General features: G+C 65.6%; 13 protein-coding genes and 1 riboswitch. Of the genes, 6 read left to right on the top strand and 7 right to left on the bottom strand.

Features of this window, described 5'->3' with window-relative positions:
- Nucleotides 1-772, bottom strand: a 772-nt coding sequence (locus QM659_RS12970) for a phosphomethylpyrimidine synthase ThiC (RefSeq protein WP_415188715.1), incomplete at its 3' end; no start/stop codon positions are given.
- Nucleotides 773-843: 71 nt separating this feature from the next.
- Nucleotides 844-973, bottom strand: a riboswitch (TPP riboswitch).
- Nucleotides 974-1,241: 268 nt separating this feature from the next.
- Between QM659_RS12970 and QM659_RS12965 the strand changes: the two genes are divergently transcribed.
- Nucleotides 1,242-1,682: a hypothetical protein gene (locus tag QM659_RS12965; protein WP_415188714.1), complete on the top strand. Its 441-nt coding sequence runs from the start codon at nt 1,242-1,244 to the stop codon at nt 1,680-1,682.
- A 97-nt stretch (nt 1,683-1,779) separates the two neighbouring features.
- Here the strand turns inward: QM659_RS12965 and QM659_RS12960 are convergent, their stop codons facing one another.
- From QM659_RS12960 to QM659_RS12950, 3 genes are all read right to left on the bottom strand, one after another.
- Nucleotides 1,780-2,202 (bottom strand): phosphate-starvation-inducible protein PsiE, encoded by a 423-nt coding sequence (locus QM659_RS12960; protein ID WP_303482573.1) that lies wholly within the window; start codon nt 2,200-2,202, stop codon nt 1,780-1,782.
- Nucleotides 2,203-2,219: 17 nt separating this feature from the next.
- Nucleotides 2,220-4,763 carry a mechanosensitive ion channel family protein gene (locus tag QM659_RS12955; RefSeq protein WP_415188713.1) on the bottom strand — a complete coding sequence of 848 codons (2,544 nt, stop codon included), beginning with the start codon at nt 4,761-4,763 and terminating at the stop codon, nt 2,220-2,222.
- 185 nt (nt 4,764-4,948) lie between these two features.
- Nucleotides 4,949-6,382 carry an NAD-dependent succinate-semialdehyde dehydrogenase gene (locus QM659_RS12950; protein ID WP_415188712.1) on the bottom strand — a complete coding sequence of 478 codons (1,434 nt, stop codon included), beginning with the start codon at nt 6,380-6,382 and terminating at the stop codon, nt 4,949-4,951.
- Between the two features lie 218 nt (nt 6,383-6,600).
- On the opposite strand from QM659_RS12950, the gene ggt reads away from it, so the two are divergent.
- From ggt to QM659_RS12925, 5 genes are all read left to right on the top strand, one after another.
- Entirely contained in the window at nt 6,601-8,382 is a 1,782-nt protein-coding gene (gene ggt / locus QM659_RS12945; RefSeq protein WP_415188711.1) for a gamma-glutamyltransferase, read from the top strand.
- A 221-nt stretch (nt 8,383-8,603) separates the two neighbouring features.
- Nucleotides 8,604-9,464: an ImuA family protein gene (locus QM659_RS12940; protein ID WP_415188710.1), complete on the top strand. Its 861-nt coding sequence runs from the start codon at nt 8,604-8,606 to the stop codon at nt 9,462-9,464.
- Nucleotides 9,373-11,385 carry a Y-family DNA polymerase gene (locus tag QM659_RS12935; protein WP_415188709.1) on the top strand — a complete coding sequence of 671 codons (2,013 nt, stop codon included), beginning with the start codon at nt 9,373-9,375 and terminating at the stop codon, nt 11,383-11,385. The genes QM659_RS12940 and QM659_RS12935 overlap by 92 nt, the downstream gene beginning before the upstream one ends.
- Entirely contained in the window at nt 11,382-14,915 is a 3,534-nt protein-coding gene (locus QM659_RS12930) for an error-prone DNA polymerase (protein ID WP_415188708.1), read from the top strand. Before QM659_RS12935 ends, QM659_RS12930 begins: the two co-directional genes overlap by 4 nt.
- A 132-nt stretch (nt 14,916-15,047) precedes the next feature.
- Complete coding sequence (locus QM659_RS12925; RefSeq protein WP_127076973.1) at nt 15,048-15,419, top strand: DUF1491 family protein; 372 nt, start codon at nt 15,048-15,050, stop codon at nt 15,417-15,419.
- Between the two features lie 127 nt (nt 15,420-15,546).
- On the opposite strand, the gene hisG is transcribed toward QM659_RS12925, so the two are convergent.
- Genes hisG through hisS form a run of 3 tightly spaced genes read right to left on the bottom strand, consistent with a single transcriptional unit; the run spans nt 15,547 to nt 18,801 of the window.
- Nucleotides 15,547-16,257, bottom strand: coding sequence for an ATP phosphoribosyltransferase (gene hisG / locus QM659_RS12920; protein ID WP_415188707.1), 711 nt, complete (start codon nt 16,255-16,257; stop codon nt 15,547-15,549).
- A gap of 1 nt (nt 16,258) precedes the next feature.
- Nucleotides 16,259-17,383 carry an ATP phosphoribosyltransferase regulatory subunit gene (locus QM659_RS12915; RefSeq protein ID WP_303482595.1) on the bottom strand — a complete coding sequence of 375 codons (1,125 nt, stop codon included), beginning with the start codon at nt 17,381-17,383 and terminating at the stop codon, nt 16,259-16,261.
- Nucleotides 17,380-18,801, bottom strand: coding sequence for a histidine--tRNA ligase (gene hisS / locus QM659_RS12910; protein ID WP_415188706.1), 1,422 nt, complete (start codon nt 18,799-18,801; stop codon nt 17,380-17,382). Before hisS ends, QM659_RS12915 begins: the two co-directional genes overlap by 4 nt.
- Between the last annotated feature and the right edge of the window lie 48 nt (nt 18,802-18,849).

Here is an 18,849-nt window from a genome sequence, read left to right as displayed (position 1 = left end):
TGTGGATGTTGCGGCCGGTGGACAGGTCCATCACCGTGTCCGCGCCCCAGCGGATGGACCAGACCATCTTTTCCACCTCTTCCTCGACGGAGGACGAGACGGCGGAATTGCCGATATTCGCGTTCACCTTGGTGAGGAAGTTGCGGCCGATGATCATCGGTTCAAGCTCGGCGTGGTTCACATTGGCCGGGATGATGGCGCGGCCGCGCGCAACCTCGTCGCGGACAAATTCCGGCGTGATGAATTCAGGAATCGCCGCACCGAAGCTTTCGCCATCCGCCAGCGCTTCCCTGGCGCGGTCGAGCGCCGCGGTGCGACCGAGGTTCTCGCGGTTCGCGATATAGACCATTTCTTCGGTGATCACGCCCGCGCGCGCCAGTTCGAGCTGCGTCAGCGGCTGGCCGTCGGCGGCGCGATAGACCGGATAACGATGCGGAAATTCGCGCGCGCGGTGGGCGTCGCCGACATTGCCGTTATCTTCCGGCTTTACGGTGCGCCCTTCGTAAGCCTCGACGGCGCGACGCTTCACCCACGCTTCGCGGTGGCGGGCGAGCCCCGCGTTTACATCGATGCGCGCGGCTTCATCGGAATAGGGGCCGCTCGTATCGTAGACGCGGAACGGCGGCTCGCCCGAACTTTCGTGCAACGCGATTTGGCGGAACGGCACGAGCACGCCGGGCGCTGCCTCCGCATAAACCTTGCGCGATCCCGGCAGGTAACCCGTCGTGACCTTCACCGGCTCAACCTTTTTCGGATCGATGGGCGCGTTCATGCGCTGTCTCCTTGCGTGATCGGGGGACGAATCAGGGCTGCAAAGCGCAAGCGCTTTTCGCGAAACGGGCGGCGTGTCTGCAAGACCATTCCCTCCGCCGGTCCTAACCGGATCAGGTTCTACGGGTCGTCGCGCGGCACCTGTTTCAGGTCTCTTCAGCGCAATCTCAGCCGCATGCCTGCGGCCCCCCTTGGTATGCGGGGATCATCGCCTGAAAGAGCGCCGAATGCAATTGAAGGAATCGAGAGGGGCTTGGGCGAAGCGGGGAGCGGAATGGTCAGCCGGTATGGAGAGGTAGAGCGTTTTTCGCGCAACAGTCGCGCCTGGAAGCGTCCGGCGCAGCAATCTCAGGTTGAAAACCGGCGGCGCGAGCCACAGAAGCGCCGGGAATCGCCTCCCACGCTCAAGCATCGGCGCGCCAAGGGGGCTGGCGGGCTTCGCGTCAACGAATTCACGGATTGATCGTGTCATGAAAAGATTTGCCTTGTTTGCCGTCGCCACGGTTGCGCTCGCGGGCTGTGCCTCGAACACCGAAACGCAGCCCTTGCAGGCGGCTGCGGTCGATACCTCGAAGATGCCGCAGTCGGGCATTTTCACGGTGAAAGATGTCGTGGTGACGGAGCAGGGGCCCGACACCCTGCGCCTCGCGGCGGCGACCACGAGCAAATATACCTTCGCCGATCTGTCGGCGGTGGTCTGGTGCCGCGCCCGCGAAGAGGCGACCGCTCGCAAATACGATGGCTGGTATCAGGACGGCATTCAGCAGGTCTCTAACGGCGAGGGCCAGCCGCAGGTTGCCATCGCGACCGCGCGCTATTTCAAGGGCAAGGCGCCGGAGGGAAAGAAGACTTTGAAGAACGAAAAAAGTCCCTGCCACGACGTGCCCGCCGCTGCAAAGGTGAAAGCGTAAACGCTTTTCGTAAGCGGCCTTCGGAAGACGAAACCGGGCCTGCACGAGCCTTCTCGCATCAAGCGAAAAGGCTCGTATCGGCCGGCGATTTCGCCGGTCACGCCGGCGGCATGGTGCCGCCTTCACCGGCCCTATCGCTGGAGGACGGTCCGCCCGGAACTGCCGGCTTTTTCGCCGGGCGGAAATTTACCACCGCTGCCGCAATGGCCAGCATCAGGATTGCCCCCGACTCGTAGATGATTGCGATCGGGTCTTGCTCCTTCTGCAGGATTGCCACCCGCGCGATGGCGGTAATCGCGATGAAGATGGGCAGCGTGATCGGGATCTGCTTCGACGTGATATAGGCCGCGACCATGCCCAGCACCTCGACATAGAGGAACATGAGCAGCAGATCTTGCAGGCCGACATCGCGCTTCACGCCGATGAGGTAGATTTCCTTGATCGCGCCGATCACGGTCAGGATCGCGATCACAACGAGGAAGAAGCTCTCGACCTGCTGGATCAGCTTGCCTATTTTCATATTCTCCCCCTGACGGCTCATGAGCCGATCCTCGGCAGGACGATCCGGCCGTCATTCGGTGCGCCGTCGTCGTCACCGTCTTTCTTGTCGCCGCGCGAAGCCAGATATTGGCTCACGGCTTCGCGCCAAAGCTCGGCCTCGTCGGACGGCAGTGTCGGGGACGCGCCTTGCGGCATCTGGATTCCCTCTTTCCTGAAGGCCTCGATGATCGCCATGCGAAGCTCGGTCTTCGTGCCGGTTCCCTTGTTGAGATCGTAGATATAGGCGAACAGCTTGAACTGAAGCGCATCGACCGTGAAATCGTCGAGCGAAACGAACGGCTCCGGCGATGTCATCACCGCAACATGAGAGCGCGCGACGCCGAGCAGCAAGTCCTTCACCTTGCGCGGGTCGCTTCCGTGAACGACCGAAACGGGGATCATCACGCGCGTCGTGTTGTTGCGCAGCGTCCAGTTTTTCACGTTGCCGGTGATGAAGGAGGAGTTCGGCACGAGCACGCTCGCGCGGTCGCTGGTTTCGATTTCGGTCGAGCGCACGCTGATCTTGCGCACCGTGCCTTCCTCGCCGCCGACCGTGACGAGATCGCCCACCTTGATCGGACGTTCCGCGAGCAGGATGAGGCCGCAGACGAAGTTGCTGACGACGCTTTGCAGGCCGAAACCGATGCCGACGGAGAAGGCGCCCGCAACGATGGCTAGGTTCGAGAGATTGAACCCGGCGTAAGACAACGCGATGAGTGCCGCCGCGCCGACGCCCATATAGCCGACGCCCGTGCGGATGGAGTCACGCAGGCCACCCGACAGGCCCGCGGGTTTCAGAACCTGTGTGTCGAGCCAGCTCTGGAACAGCCGCGCCGCGAAATAGCCGAGCACGAAGACGACAATGGCGGCGAGAATCGCGGCGAGCGACACTTGCGTGTTGCCGATGCGGAAGCCGAAGAAAAGCTGGTAATACCATTCAACGATGTCGGCCCACGGATAGCCCCATTGCAGCAGGATCAGCGGCACCGCGCCGATCAGCACAATGAACTTGAGGAAAAGGCTTATCGGCACCGAAAAGCGTTCGCAGCGCTTCTGGTCGACGCCGAGCGTCTTGATCCAGCCGCCGATGGCCGAGTTTTCGTCGCTGATGCCCTGAGCCACGCCATCGGCCCACAGAAGCAGGATATAGACGACGGCGAGGATCGAGCCCGTGACGATGAGTTGCTGCGCGAGGAAGCGCGACAGCGCCAGATAGCCCGAAAGCGCTGTTACGATGATCGCGACGGTAATGATCCAGACCGGCACCCGAAGCAGGTTCAGCCACGTCGTCGACGGCAGCCCCTCTGACGTCTTGTCCCTGAGCGGCGTCTTCAGGATCGCGGTCACGAGCAGCGCGACGAGAAGGTTCGCCGGAAGCGTGAAGGCAAGCGTCAGCGAGAACGGCGCCTGCACCAGACGCGTGGCGGTGTAGATGAAGGTGGTCGCGCCGTAAACGAGCGCGAGCGCGAGCATCAGCCCCGAAATCCGCACCGCCGCTCCTTCTGTGGCGCGGATGAGCCGCCATTGCGGGCGCCCCGGCGCGAAGACGGTCGCGATGAGGGCGTTCACCACCACGATCACGAGGATCGAGCGCGATGCCGAATAGAGCAGCCACTGAATCTTTTCAGGGATGGGCTGCACCGAGTTGACCGCATGATAAAGGAAAACCAGCGGCACGCAGGCGGGAAGAATACGCAACACGATAACGCCTGCCGCCGTCGATGCACGCCGCCAGAACGGCGGTTCGCCCTCTTCGGTCCAGGTCCTGAGCCGACGAATTCCGCGCCATGAAAGCAGGGAAAGTCCCGCGAAAAGCGCCGCCGCGGTGCCGAAAAGATAGAGAAGCTCGGATTGATCGTCCGAGTCGTCCCACCAGCTTCCGATTGTGCGTTCGACCCGCTCGGCGGCGATGTTCGCATAGGCGGGTACGTTCTCCCATGTCTGCGCCGACCAGACGCCCTGCACCGGCTGGAAGAGATTGCTGGTGAAGTTCTTTCGGCGGATGTCCTGGATGGAGTTGATCTCCTGATTGACGCGCGAATGCGTGTGGTCGAGCGTTGCGCGCGCCGAATTCAGGTGGCTCAGATGGAAAGTCAGGTCGGCGCGAAGCTGGGCTGCTTCGCCCGTCTCGGGCGGCTGGTCGGCAGCCGGCAGCGGGGGCAGGTTGCGCACCTGCTCGTCGATTGCCCGGATCGCGGGCTCCAGCTTCTTCCAGAACTCATCGGCTTCGACGCGGATCTTAAGAAGCTGATCGCGGAAGCCATCGAGTTCGGGATAGCGAAGCCCAGGCTTGCGAAGCTGGTTCTCGATGTCGTCGAGCGTTTTCAGCCATTTCGCGGTCGTTCCTGCGATGTCCGCTCCAAAGGCATCGTTTGCACGCTTGATGACCTCTGCCTTGTTCGCCTCGGGCGCGGGTGCCGGCGCCGCGGCGGCGGGTGCAGCCGGTTTCGGGGCGTCGGCCCCTTGCGCCATCGCGCCGCCATTCGTGAGAGCAAGCGCCGTCGCGAGAAAAACCGCAACGATCCAGTGCCGCAAAGCCATCGAGCAAACCCTTGGAAACCGTGAAATACAGGATTGCTGGTGTACTAGAGGGCAAGTTTGCGGGCAATAAGGCGGGGAGCGCCGTCAACCATTCCGTGCGGCTGCCGGACGTCATGCGAGGCGAGTTGAGCTTGGGCGACGGGTGCGCTTCCCGCGCAATGGAACGCTCTTCGGTCGCCTTGCCGCTATTCGCGCACGTGGACGCTCTTGATGTTCACGAATTCGCGGATGCCGAACACGCCGCATTCGCGGCCGTAGCCCGAGTGCTTCACGCCGCCGAACGGCATGCGCGGGTCGGATCGCACGTTCTCGTTCACGAACGCCATGCCCGCTTCGAGATCGTTCGCTGCAATTTCCTCCCCGCGCCGGATGTCGCGCGTCAGCACGCCCGAACCGAGCCCGAATTCGGAGTCGTTCGCGATGCGGATCGCGTGTTCGATGTCGCGCGCCTCGATGATCGCGGCGACAGGGCCGAACACTTCTTCGTCGTAAGCGGGCTGGCCCGGCCTCACGTCGGTAAGCACCGTCGGCGGATACCACGCACCCCGCCGGTCGGGCACCTCGCCGCCGCAAAGGAGCCGCGCGCCCTTCTCGATGCTCTCGCGCACCTGCCGGTGGATTTCGTCGCGCGCGCCTACGCTTACCAGCGGGCCGAGCTTCGTTGCCGGGTCGAGCGGATCGCCCATGCGGATCGCGCTCATCTTTTCCGCGAGCGCCGTCTCGAATGCTTCTCGCACCGGCGCGATCACGACGAAGCGCTTGCCCGCGATGCAGCTCTGGCCGCCGTTCACCATGCGGGCTTTCGCGGCGACGGTGGCGGCCTGCTGGATGTCCGCATCGTCGAGCACGAGGTAGGCGTCGCTGCCGCCAAGTTCGAGCACGGTCTTCTTGAGATTGCGGCCCACCGCCTCGGCCACGGCCTTGCCCGCCGCCACGCTGCCGGTAAGCGTCACTGCCGCGACATGCGGGCTGTCGATCAGCTCCGCCGTGTCGCGACCAGCGATCAGGATGGTGCGAAACACATTGTCGGGCGCGCCTGCCTCGCGAAACACGTCCTCGATGGCGAGCGCCGAGCCGGGCACGTTGCTCGCGTGCTTCAGGAGCACCGTGTTACCCGCCATCAGCGCGGGCACGGCGGCGCGGAACACTTGCCAGAAGGGAAAATTCCAAGGCATCACGGCCAACAGAGGCCCGAGCGGGTTGAAGGTGACATAGGCGCGTCCCCCTTCGAGTTCGACCGGCTCATTCGCGAGAAACCGCTCGGCATTCTCGACGAAATAATCGCAGTTGAAAGCGCATTTCTCGATCTCTGCGAGCCCCTCCGTGACGGGCTTGCCCATCTCCTCGGCCATCAGCCGGGCGAACGTGTCCTTCCGCTCGCGAAGGATGCGCCCCGCTGTGCCGACGACGATGCCGCGCTCCGTGAAGGACGTGCGCCGCCAGCCGGGAAACGCCTCGCGCACCTCGCGCGCAATCGCGAGCGCCTGTTCGCGCGAATGGCCTTCGTATGTTCGGCCCGGCTCGCCCGTCGCCGGATTTTCGGTCTTGAGCTTCGGGCCGACGCCGCCTTCGCCCTGCGCCGCCTTCGCCTCGTAACCATGTCCCGCGTGATGTGTCATGATGGGCCTCGTGAATTGAAAGCGCGCCCGCCCTTTGCCTCTGTGTTCAACCGCTTTCGGCTGGCGTCGTTCCCGCCTCCGGCTTGCCGGATGCGGGAGTATCGTTTCCAATTCCGGCCTCTCACACGAATGTCTATTTCCTGCTGCAAAGCAGTCGCGGTTAAATCTTATCTGTCGCCATTCCGTCAGCCTGCCCCCCAACCTTCAGGCCACAGCCCATGCTGCATTCGAAATCCGCACTTCGCTGCCTCTGTGTCTCGCTGGTCCTGCTTCTGGTCCTCGCTCACTTCGCGCCGCCCGCGCTCGCGCAGAAGGCGACCGATCCGGCGGCCGACGCGCTCATCGGCTTCGACGCGCGTTTCGTGCCCACCGTCGCCGAAAACGGCATGGTGTCCGCACAGGAGAAGGTCGCCGCGCAGGTCGGCGCGGACATCCTCAAGGCTGGCGGAAACGCAATCGACGCGGCCGTGGCTGTCGGCTTCGCCATGGCCGTCACGCATCCGCAGGCGGGTAATATCGGCGGCGGCGGCTTCATGCTGATCACGCTGGCGGACGGCCGGAAGATCGCGCTCGACTATCGCGAAACCGCCCCCGCGGCCGCCACGCGCGACATGTTCCTCGACAATCGCGGCGCTGTGGATCGCGACAAGGCGCGCTATAGCCGCGCATCGGCGGGTGTGCCCGGAACGGTGGCGGGGCTGCTCTACGCGCTCGAAAAATACGGCACGATGCCCCGCGAAAAGGTGATGGCGCCCGCGATCCGGCTCGCGGAAGAGGGCGTTGTCGTGCCCTACGGGCTTGCCTATGCCTTCTCGCGGGCGAAGGACCGGCTGAAGACCGATCCGTCTTCGGCGCGCTACTTCCTGAAGCCCGAAGGCGAGCCTTATCGCATGGGCGAGGTGCTGCGCCAGCCCGACCTCGCGAAAACGCTGCGTGCGATCAGCGAGCGCGGCGCGGCGGGCTTCTACGAGGGCGAAGTCGCCGAACTGATCGCCGCCGAGATGAAGAAGAACAACGGCCTCATCACCACGGACGACCTCAAGGCTTACAAGCCCGTCGAGCGCGAGCCGGTGCGTGGCATCTACAACGGCTACGAGATCGTCTCCATGCCGCCGCCGTCGTCGGGCGGCGTGCATGTCATCCAGATGCTGAACATCCTCGAAGGTTACGACCTGAAACCGCTCGGCAACGAGAGCGCGGACACCTATCACCGGCTCATCGAGGCGATGCGGCGCGCCTATGCGGACCGTGCGAAATATCTGGGCGACCCTGATTTTGTTACCGTGCCGGTGGCAGGGCTGACGAACAAGGCCTATGCGGCGGAGCTTCGCAAGGGCATCGACCTCGAACGCGCGTCGAAATCGGCGGACGTGTCGGCGGGCAAACCGCCCGCGCCCGAGGGCGAGCAGACGACGCATTTTTCGGTGATGGACAAGGCGGGCAACGCGGTGGCGAACACCTACACGCTGAACCTCGCCTTCGGCAGCGGCTATTCGGTGGACGGCGCGGGCTTCCTCCTCAACAACGAGATGGACGATTTCTCCGCGAAGCCCGGCGCGCCCAACGCCTTCGGCCTCACCGGCGACGATGCGAACGCGATCGAACCCAGGAAGCGCCCGCTGTCCTCGATGGCGCCCACCATCGTCATGAAGGACGGCGCGCCCTACCTCGTCACCGGCAGCCCCGGCGGCAGCACCATCATCACGGTGGTTCTGCAGGAAATTCTCAACGTGCTGACCTTCGACATGAACGTGGCCGAAGCCACCGCCGCGCCGCGCATCCATCATCAGTGGATGCCGGATAACGTCATCACCGAACGGGGTGTGTCCGAGGATACTTTGCGGCTTCTCGAATCGCGCGGGTTCATTCTGCCGAAGAACGCGGACGGCACGTTCCAGCACCGGGTGCTCGGTCGCGCCAATTCCATCATGAAGAAAGGCCCGCTGTTCCTCGGCGCGGCCGACCTGCGCGACGGCGACTCGGCGGCGATCGGATATTGAAGCGTATCCCGCTCTGATTGGATCAAAAGCGCGCCCTACTGTTATGGCGCGCGCCAGACGCGGCGATGGCCCGTTGCGCCCAGCTTTCATGCGAGAACAAACTGATTGACTGACGCGGGTTTATGGTCCAAAACAAGAACAAAGCAGGATCATAATGTGTCATGAGCGTCAGCCCCCCGTCAGATCGCCGTGCCGAAAAAGGCGCCCGGCCGCAAACCGCGATGCGAGAGAACCGAGCTTCGGACCGGCGTGCCGGGTCAGCGGTTTCCGGCGTTCTGGACGCGCTCAGGATGCAGGTCCGCGCCATCGAGTGCCACTATCTCGACGATGGCAGGGCGCCCCCCGTGCTGCCCTTCGCGGATCCACGGTTGAACGAGCCCCTGCCCGGCGGCGGCCTTTCGCTCGGCGCACTGCATGAGTTCACCGCGACCGCGCTCGAAGCCGAACTCGCGCCATCGGTGACAGCCTTCGCGGCAACCGTGCTGGCCGCTCACCTGCGCATGCGAGGCGGCGTCGCGCTATGGGCCGCGAGCCAAAGCGATTGTTACGTGCCCGGCCTTCGCCGCTTCGGCCTCGACCCGGCGCGCATCGTTTTCGTGGACTGCCGGAAGGACGCCGAAGTGCTGGCCGTCATGGAAGAGGCGCTTCATTCGCGGGCCGTCGCCGCCGTGCTCGGCGAGGCGGGCGCGCTTACGCTTAAAACCGGGCGCAGGCTCGACGCCGCCGCGCGGGCTTCAAACGCGCTCGCGCTCCTCGTCCGCCGCCATGTGGTGAAACCCAGGGGCGTGGCCGGCGAGCCAAGCGGGGCCGCCTCTACCCGCTGGCGCGTCGCCGCCGTTCCTTCGTCCGATGTCTTCGGCGGCCTCGGGCCCCCGCGTTGGCGTCTCGACCTCGACTATTGCCGCAATGGAAGAACCGCATCCTTTATCGTGGAGGCACTCGATGGCGCAGACGGGCACACTTTCGAAGCGGGCCACGGGAAAGCGGGCCATGTACGTGTGGTTGCCGAACTTTGCGATGACGCTCGCGCGGCTGAAGCGCCCGAGGCTCGCGAAGCGGCGCGAACCGCTCGCCCTTCTTGAGAAGCACGGCACCGTCCGCCGCATCGCCGCGCTGGATGGCCCCGCTATCGAGGCGGGGCTCTCCCTGCACCAGCCGCTGGCCGACGCGCTCGCGGTATGCCCGAAACTCGTCACCGCCGACGCCGACCCCGCCGCCGAGGCCGACGCACGCGCCGCACTCGCCCTGTGGGCACAGCGCTATACGCCCGCGACCGCGCCCGCGCCGTCCGGCCTCTGGCTCGACATCACCGGCTGCGCGCATCTCTTCGCTCAACCCGCGTTCGGAGCCGGGCGCCTGAACGAAAAGCCGGATCGCCACTGCGGCGCTGCGACCGATGAGGACAAACTCGCCGACGATCTGCTCGGCCGCCTCGAAGCGCGGGGCATTCCGGCCCGCGCCGCCATCGCGCCCACCTTCGGCGCGGCCTTTGCGCTCGCCCATCACGCCGAACGCTATGTGATCGCGGATGACTTCGCGGCCGCCGCCGGGGATGCGCCGTCGCTCCTGTCGGGGCCGTGGACCCTGTTCGAGAGCGAGGGGGATCGGCGCGTTGAAGCCGGTCTCGCCGCCCTGCTCGCGCCGCTGCCCGTCGAGCGGCTGCGTATCGCCGCCGAAACCGCAAGCGTGCTGCGCAAGCTCGGCCTTTACACGGTCGGCGACGTGCTGCCCATGCCGCGCGCCGGTCTCGCGCGGCGCTTTCCCGACCTTCTGCCGCAACTCGACAAGGCGCTCGGCCGCGCCGAAGAAGCCATCGATTTCCTGCGCGAGCCGTCGCCCTGGCTCGAACGCCTGCGCTTCGCCGAGCCCCTGGCCGCGCCGGAGGACATCGAGCGCGTCACGCGCGCGCTGCTCGACATGCTGTGCCGCCGCCTCGAACGGGAGCGGCACGGCGGCCTCACCTTCGAGGTCAGCTTTTTCCGCGCCGATGGCGGCGTGGAAGGGCAGGCCGTGACGACAGCGCTTCCCTGCCGCGATCCGGCTCGCGTGATGCGCCTCTTCCGCGAGAAGCTGCCGCTCATCGATCCCGGCTTCGGCATCGATTCCGCCATGATCTTCGCCTCGAAGGTGGAGCCGCTCGAAGCGCGCCAGTCCAACATCTTGCGCAAGGTGCGGGGCGAAGCGAGCCTCGAAGACCTCGCGGCGCTCATCGACGGGATCGAGAACCGTTTCGGCGAGGGGCGCGTCTACCGCTTCGCGCTGCGCGAAAGCCATATTCCCGAGCGCGCCGTGGCAAGGCAACCCGCGCTCGCCGACGCGGGAACGGCATTCGCGGTCGCTGAAACCCCGCGTCTGGCGGCTGAGGAGAAGGAGGCTGCGCCCTTCGCGCTTTGCGACGCGCGCGGTGCCACACCCGAGTTGCGCATGCCCGAGTTGCGTATGCCCGAGCCGCATTCGAGAGACGCCGGATCGCCAGGCTGTCCGCGCGCTTCCTCGCGGCAAACAGGCGAAGCAACTGCGGCGCCCCGATTGCTCGCTTCCGCTGGGTTCAAGCCGTCGTCCCACGCCGCGCTCAAAGGCGAAACGCCGTCGCGTCAGCCTGACGAGACATCCCTTCCACGCGGCAAAGCGGAACGAGGTCGCGGATCAAAGGGCAGGCGCTCCCCGAAACAGCCGGCCATGGAGCCCTCGCCTTGGGACTTGTTGCCCGAGCGCCCCGTCCGCCTCTTTACACGGCCCCATCCCATCGATGTGACCGCCGTGCTCCCCGACGCGCCGCCGATGCTGTTCCGCTGGCGCAAGGTCGTCCACCGCATCGTGCGCGCGGACGGGCCGGAGCGCATCGCGTCCGAATGGTGGCGCGCGCTTCGCGACGAAGACCGCGAGGTACGCGATTATTATCGCGTGGAAAGCGCGCACGGGATGCGCTTCTGGGTCTATCGCGAAGGTGAATATGGCGGCGAGCGCCCGCCACGCTGGTATCTGCACGGAGTGTTCGCATGATCGCGGGAGCGCCGCCGCGCTATGCCGAGCTTCAGGCCGCGACGAACTTTTCGTTTCTAGAAGGCGCATCGCATCCGCACGAACTCGTGGCGCGCGCGGCGGAACTCGGCCTGTCCGCCATCGCCATCACGGACAGAAACTCGCTTGCTGGCATTGTGCGCGCGCATCTCGCCGCCCGTGACCATGGTATGAAGCTGGTCATCGGCTGTCGCCTTTCCTTCGTCGACGGAGCGCCGGATCTTCTGTGCTATCCGACCGGCCGCGCGGCGTACGGGCGGCTGTGCCGGCTTCTGACGCTCGGCAAGTCGGACCGCGTCATCAGGAGCGAAGCCCTCTCCTTCGCGCAAAGCCGCTCGAAGCCAGCCCAATCGAAGCCCCGCCCCGTTTCCGAACCGCAAACGCGAGAGCCTTGCTCCAACGTCTTGCCGTGGCCGAAAAGGCCGTCGGAAGCGTCGCCGTCCTTTCCGCTCGCCGACGCTGAGAATGGCGTGCCGTTCGATACCGCGATGGACGCGGCATCGCGTCAGGCAGCGCCACACGCCGACGCAGGTCTCGCCCAGAGCCTCGGCGACCGCGGACGGGAGGACACGATCCCGAAGGGCGAATGCCGTCTCGCGCTGGAAGACTTCCTGTCCTTCGCGGAAGGGCAGATCGTCGCCGTGCTGCCGCCGGACGACATCTTCCGAAGCCCGCGCCGCATGGCCGACTTCCGCCGCCACCTGCAAACGCTCGCCGCGCGGTTGCCGGATCGGGTCTACCTCGCCGCGAGCCATCGCTTCCGTGGCGACGATGGCCCCCGCATCGCCCGTCTCGCCGCGCTCGCCGCCGCCGTTTGCGTTCCCCTCGTCGCAACCGGCGACGTGCTCTGCCACGTCCCTGCGCGCCGCCGCCTTCAGGACGTCCTCACCTGCATCCGCCACGCCTGCACCATCGACGAAGCGGGCTTCCGGCTCGCGGCGAACGCCGAGCGGCATCTGAAAGCGCCCGCGGAAAGGGCGCGACTGTTCGCGGGATATCCGGAGGCCGTGGCAAACACCGTGAAGCTCGCGGCGCGCTGCACTTTCAGCCTCGCCGAACTGACATACGAATATCCCGAGGAGATCGCGCCCGACGGCGAAGCTCCCCAGGCCCGGCTGGAGCGCCTCACGTGGGAGGGGCTCGGACGGCGCTATCCGGACGGCGTGCCCGACGATGTGGCGGAGCAGGTGAGGCACGAATTCGACCTGATCGCACGCTTCGGCTACGCGCCGTTCTTCCTCACGGTCGAGGACATCGTCCGCTTCGCGCGGGAAAAGAACATCCTGCATCAGGGGCGCGGCTCGGCGGCAAACTCGGCCGTGTGCTATGCGCTCGGCATCACGGGCGTGGACCCGGCGCGCTCCAACCTCCTGTTCGAGCGCTTCATCTCCGACGCGCGCCACGAGCCGCCCGACATCGACGTCGATTTCGAGCATGAGCGGCGCGAGGAGGTGATTCAATACATATACAGCCGCTTCGGCCGCCACCGCGCCGGGCTGTGCGCCACCGTCATCTGCTATCGCACGCGGGGCGCGGTGCGCGAGGTGGGCAAGGCGCTCGGGCTTTCGCCGGATGTGACGGCGGCGCTCGCGGGCTCCGTCTGGGGCTGGAGCGATGGCGGCGTCGATCCGGGCGACCTCGCCGCGCTCGGCCTCGACGCGAAGGACCCGCGCCTGATGCTCTGCCTTGAACTGACGCGCGAACTGATCGGCTTCCCTCGCCACCTGTCGCAGCACCCCGGCGGCTTTCTCATCGCGCGCGGGCGGCTTGACGAACTCGTGCCAATCGAGAACGCGGCGATGGACGACCGCACCATCGTCTCATGGGACAAGGACGACATCGAGGCGCTCGGCATGCTGAAGGTCGACGTGCTCGCGCTCGGCATGCTGACCTGCCTCGCAAAAGGCTTCGACCTCATCCGTGCGCATTATGGCCGCGACTTCACGCCTGCCACCGTGCCACCGGAAGACCCGGCCGTTTACGCGATGCTGTCGCGCGCCGATTCCATTGGCGTGTTTCAGGTGGAAAGCCGCGCCCAGCAGACGATGCTGCCGCGTCTCAAGCCGCAGAACTTCTACGACCTCGTCATCGAAGTGGCCATCGTGCGGCCCGGTCCTATCCAAGGCGACATGGTGCATCCCTATCTGCGCCGTCGGCAGGGCCTCGAAAAGGCGAGTTTTCCGAGCCCGGAACTGAGAGGCATTCTCGAAAAGACGCTCGGCGTGCCGCTGTTTCAGGAACAGTGCATGCGCATCGCCATCGTCGCGGCGGGCTTCTCGGCGGGCCGCGCGGACGAGCTGCGCCGCGCCATGGCCACGTTCAAGAAGGTCGGCACCATCGGGACGTTCAAGGACGAGTTCATCGGAGGCATGCTTGCGAGGAACTATCCGCGCGACTTCGCCGAGCGCTGCTTCAGCCAGATCCAGGGTTTCGGCACCTACGGCTTCCCGGAAAGCCACGCGGCGTCTTTCGCGCTCCTTGTCTATTGCTCGGCGTGGATGAAGTGCCATTACCCCGATGTGTTCGCCGCCGCGATCCTCAACAGCCAGCCGATGGGCTTTTACGCGCCCGCGCAACTTGTCCGCGACGCGCGCGAGCATGGCGTCGAGGTTCGCCCCGCCGACGTGAACGCGAGCGAATGGGATCATACGCTGGAGGCTGCGGACGGCGGGCGGCATGCGCTGCGCCTCGGCTTCCGTCTCGTCGCGGGCATGCGCGAGGACGACGCCGGGAATATCGTGAAGGCACGCATGGCGGGCGGCCCGTTTTCAAGCACCGAAGATGTGATGCGCCGCGCAAAACTCGGCACCGCCGCGATGCTCACGCTCGCGCGCGCCGACGCGTTCGGCTCGGTGGCGCGGGCGCGGCGCGAAACGTTGTGGGACGTCGTGGGGTTCGAGGCGGATGAATTGCCGCTTTTCGCGCGGGCAACGGAGCCTTCCGCACCATTGCCCTTACCGGACGCGGTCGCGCTGCCGCCGCTGGATGCGGGCGAGGCCGTTGCGGAGGATTATTCGGTGTTCGGCCTGTCGCTGCGGAATCATCCGATGGCCTTCATGCGCGCCGAGCTTCAGGCGCAAGGCATGGTGCGCGCCGTCGATCTCAAGACGCTGCCGAACGGTCGCTTCGTGACGATCGCGGGGCTCGTGCTGTTTCGCCAGCGCCCCGGCACCGCAAAGGGAACGATCTTCATGACGATCGAGGATGAGACAGGCGCGGCCAACCTCATCATATGGCCGAAGCTTTCCGAGACTTATCGCCGGGCTGTGTTCGGTGCGAAAGTGATCCTCTGCGAAGGCGTTCTGCAAAGGGAAAGCGGCGTCATCCATGTCGTAAGCCGCCGCCTGACGGATTTCACGCGCGTCCTCGGGCGTCTTCAACCCGATGCCGCCGCATTCGCCGTTCGCTATGGGCGCGGCGACGAAGGGACGCACGGAACCTCACTGCCACGCCGACGTTCCAAAGTTAACCCGGATTGGACCCGCACCTTAAAAAGCCGCGATTTTCGCTAATGCTGACTTACATCCTTTCCTGTAGCCCTGGATAAGCCATTGCCGCAGGAGAGGCACGGTCGCAAAATGACCAAGGCAACGGCCCCACGCTGGCGGAGCGTTTCGCCTTTGCCTCAGTAAAAGAGGGGAAACATGCGCGTTAAATCTCACATTTGGGTGAGCGCCTACCTGCGTCGCCTGGACACCGCTTTCATTCCTGCCGCGCTCGTGCGTCACGGCGATGCGGATGCCGGAGCGATCTACATCAAGGTCGCCGCTCTCGATGGCACGGCCCAGGTTTTCGCTCCGCTCTCGTCGCAGTTCGCCGAAATGGCGCCGGCCGGGACGCTTTTCATGGAAGATGGACGCGCATGGCAGCCGGTCTACACGCCTCATGCGGCGGAGGCGGAAGCGGATGCCTATCTTGAACGGCAGGCGAGCCGCGATCCCGACATCTGGATTCTCGAAGTGGAAACGCCGCAAGGAAGGCACATGCTGGGGGCAACGGCTGCAACGGTTGCGTGACCCTGGCGCGCGCGCAGCAGCAACCTGCCGTCGATCAGGCGCGACGTGCAGGTTTATGTCGATCAGCTTGTCTGCCGCAAATCGAGCCCGATTTGACCCGGACTGACCGAGGATCGCAATCGAAGCGTCAGGCTACGCCGCGCGCCATGCGGAGCCGCTCCGCGATGTCGGTGCAAAGCGCAGCCAGTCGGGGCTCGGCGAGCGCCGCGCGCGCCGCGACGAGATTGGCCTCGGATCGAAGGATCAGCCCGTCGGCAAGGATGCGCAGCCCGTTCGCGCGAAGCGTCGCGCCCGTGCTCGTGATGTCCACGATGCCTTCCGCCATGCCGGCGGCGGGTGCGCCTTCCGTCGCGCCGAGGCTCTCCACCGTGCGATAGTGGCCCACGCCTTTTTCCGTAAAGAAGCGGCGCGTCAGCATGGGATATTTCGTGGCGATGCGAAGCCGCCTGCCGTGCTCGGCGGTAAACAGCGCGCCCGCTTCTTCGAGGTCTGCCATCGTTTCCACGTCACGCCAGCAATCGGGCACGGCGACGACGACATTGGCGTGGCCGAAGCCGAACTTCACGAGGAGGCCCACGCGCTCGTCGGCATCGGGGATCTGCTCGCGCACAAGATCTTCGCCGGTGACGCCGAGATGCACCCGCCCGCTTTGCAGGTGCCGTGCGATCTCGCCCGCAGAAAGAAATTCCACGGCGACATCCGGCACGCCCGTCATCGCGCCTTTGTAGCCGCGCGCGTCGCCCGTCTTCTCGATGGCGACACCGCCCCTGCGAAACAGGTCGAGCGTATCTTCCATCAGCCGCCCCTTGGACGGCACGCCGACGATGAGCTTGTCCATGCTATCTCCCCGAGGCCGCGACGAGCAGCCGCTCGGTATGGATTGCAGCGCCTACGGCGGGCACGTCGCGCGCGCCGCCGGAGAGTGCGCGGATGAGGCCGTCATAACGACCGCCGCCCGCGATCTGCCGTTCCACGCCTGCCGCATCGATCCGGAACACCATGCCGGTGTAATACTCGAAATGCCGCCCGAAATCGGCCTCGAAGATCACCGGGGCGCAGCCCGCGAGCTTCTTGATGCCGCCGAGCAGCGCCCGCGCGTCGTCCATCACCGGGCCGAGGTCGAGCGACGCCTCAGCGGCGAGAGACGCGATGCGGTCGAGCGCTGTGTCCACGTCGCCGCGCGTCGCGAGATAGTCGCGCGCGAGCCGCACGGTTTCGGCTGAAAGCGGCAATTCCTGCGCATCTGCCGCCTTGTGCTGCAGGCGCTTCACGATTTCGGCCGGGCGGCGCAGACCGATAAACGGCACGCCTTCCGTATCGAGATGGGCGAGGAAGCCGTCTTCGGTGAGCGCCGTTTCCGGCAAGGCGGGCGCGCGGTCGGCCTGCGAGCGTGAAAGGATATCCAGTTCCTGCGCGAAGGCCTGCCGCCGGAAGGCGCGGGCGAGGCGGTCGCGCCAGCGCTGCGGCATGTCGAGCGCGTTCAGCAGCGCGCGGACGAGGCTGATATGGCCGACGCGGATCGTGAAATCGAGCACGCCGCAGGAGCGCACCGCGTCGAGCGTAAGCGCCATGACTTCGAGGTCGGCCTCAATGCCGCGTGCGCCGTAATATTCGATCCCCGCCTGGCGGAATTCGCGCGTGCGCAGCCGCTCGGGCTTCGTTTGAATGCGGAACGCGGGGCCGTTATAGCTGAATTTCGAAACGCCATCGCCCGCGCCGCGCTCCAGAAACACGCGCGCCACGGGGAGCGTGAGGTCGGGACGGAGGCAAAGTTCCTCGCCGCTAGGGTCGCTGAAGATATAGGTTCGCGCGCGAAGTTTCTCGCCGATGCGGTCGAGAAAAAGGCTGGCCGGTTGGATGAAGGCTGGAGCCACGCGCTCATAGCCCTTCGCCGCGAACAGCGTCATGATGGTCGCGGCCTGCGCTTCGAGCGCCCCGAATTCCTTTGCGCCTTCCGCCGTCACGCCTTGGCCTGCTCTTCGATGAGGTTCTTCACAGCGGCGACGAGATCGCCCTCGCTCACGGAAAACTGCGCGGGGCGCGCCTCTTTCCACTCGGCATGATCGGCAATTTCGCCGGAAAGCCGCGAGCCTTCCAGCAGATCCTTGATCGTGACTTCGCCCTTGGCGCGTTCGTCCTCGCCCTGAATGATGACGCACGGGCTGCCGCGTTTGTCGGCGTATTTCATCTGCGCCTTCATGCCCGCCTCGCCGACATACATCTCGGCTCGGATGCCCGCATCGCGAAGCTGGCGCGCCATGCGTTGGTAGTCGCCGACGCGCGCTTTGTCCATGACGAGCACGACCACCGGACCCGCCGCCCTCGCCGCGCCGATCTTGCCGAGATGCGAGAGCGCCGCGTAAAGCCGCGACACGCCGATGGAAAAGCCGGTGGCGGGCACGGGCTGCGAGCGGAAGCGCGAGACGAGGCCGTCATAACGACCGCCGCCGCCGACCGAGCCGAAGCGCACGGTCTGGCCGTTTTCGTCCGTGGCGGGGAAGGTGAGTTCCGCCTCGAAGACGGGGCCGGTGTAATATTCGAGGCCGCGCACGACTGTGGGATCGAAGCGGATGCGGTCGTCGCCGAAGCCTGAGCCGCGCACGAGTTCCATGATGGCTGCGACGGCCGCGTCGGCGGGCGCGTCGCCACTGAGGAGCGCGAGCACGGCGTTCGCCTGCGCCGATGTGAGGTCCGCGCCGGGCGTGAAGTCTCCGCTTTCATCCTTGCGGCCCTTTCCAAGCAGATCGGACACCCCCGGGATGCCGAGGCGATCGAACTTGTCGACGGCGCGCAGCACAACGAGACGCTTTTTCTGGTCGTCGATGCCTGCGGCATCGAGAACGGTGTCGAGAAGCGTGCGGCTCGACACTTTAATTATATAGGAACCTCCGAGACCGAGCGCGTCGAGCGTATCGGAGGCGAGCATGCACATCTCGGCGTCGGCGGCCGGGTTCGCGGTGCCGACCGTGTCCGCGTCGAACTGCATGAATTGACGGAAGCGGCCGGGGCCGGGCTTCTCGTTGCGGTAAACGTAGCCCGTCTGATAGCGGCGGAACGGCTTCGGCGTGGCATCGAAGTTCTGCGCGACATAACGCGCGAGCGGCGCGGTGAGATCGTAGCGCATGGACACCCACTGCTCGTCCTCGTCCTGAAACGAGAACACGCCCTCGTTCGGGCGGTCGGTGTCGGGAAGGAATTTGCCGAGCGCGTCGGTATATTCAAACGCAGGCGTATCGAGCGGCTCGAAGCCGTAGCGCTCGTACACCTCGCTGATGGTGCCGAGCATGTGCTTCAGCGCGCGGAGTTCCTGCGCTTCGACGTCGCGCATGCCTTTCGGCAGCCGCGCCTTGACCTGTGATTTCGATGGCTTCTTGTCGCTCATGCGGAAAGGAATGAAGCCGACTGTCGGAGAGCGCAAGACTTTTGTGGG

Origin of the sequence: Rhodomicrobium sp., assembly GCF_047605405.1 — a bacterium.
GTDB lineage: Bacteria > Pseudomonadota > Alphaproteobacteria > Rhizobiales > Rhodomicrobiaceae > Rhodomicrobium > Rhodomicrobium lacus.
The sequence above is the reverse complement of the archived record's forward strand: the minus strand, read 5'-3'. Positions and strand labels throughout refer to the sequence as shown.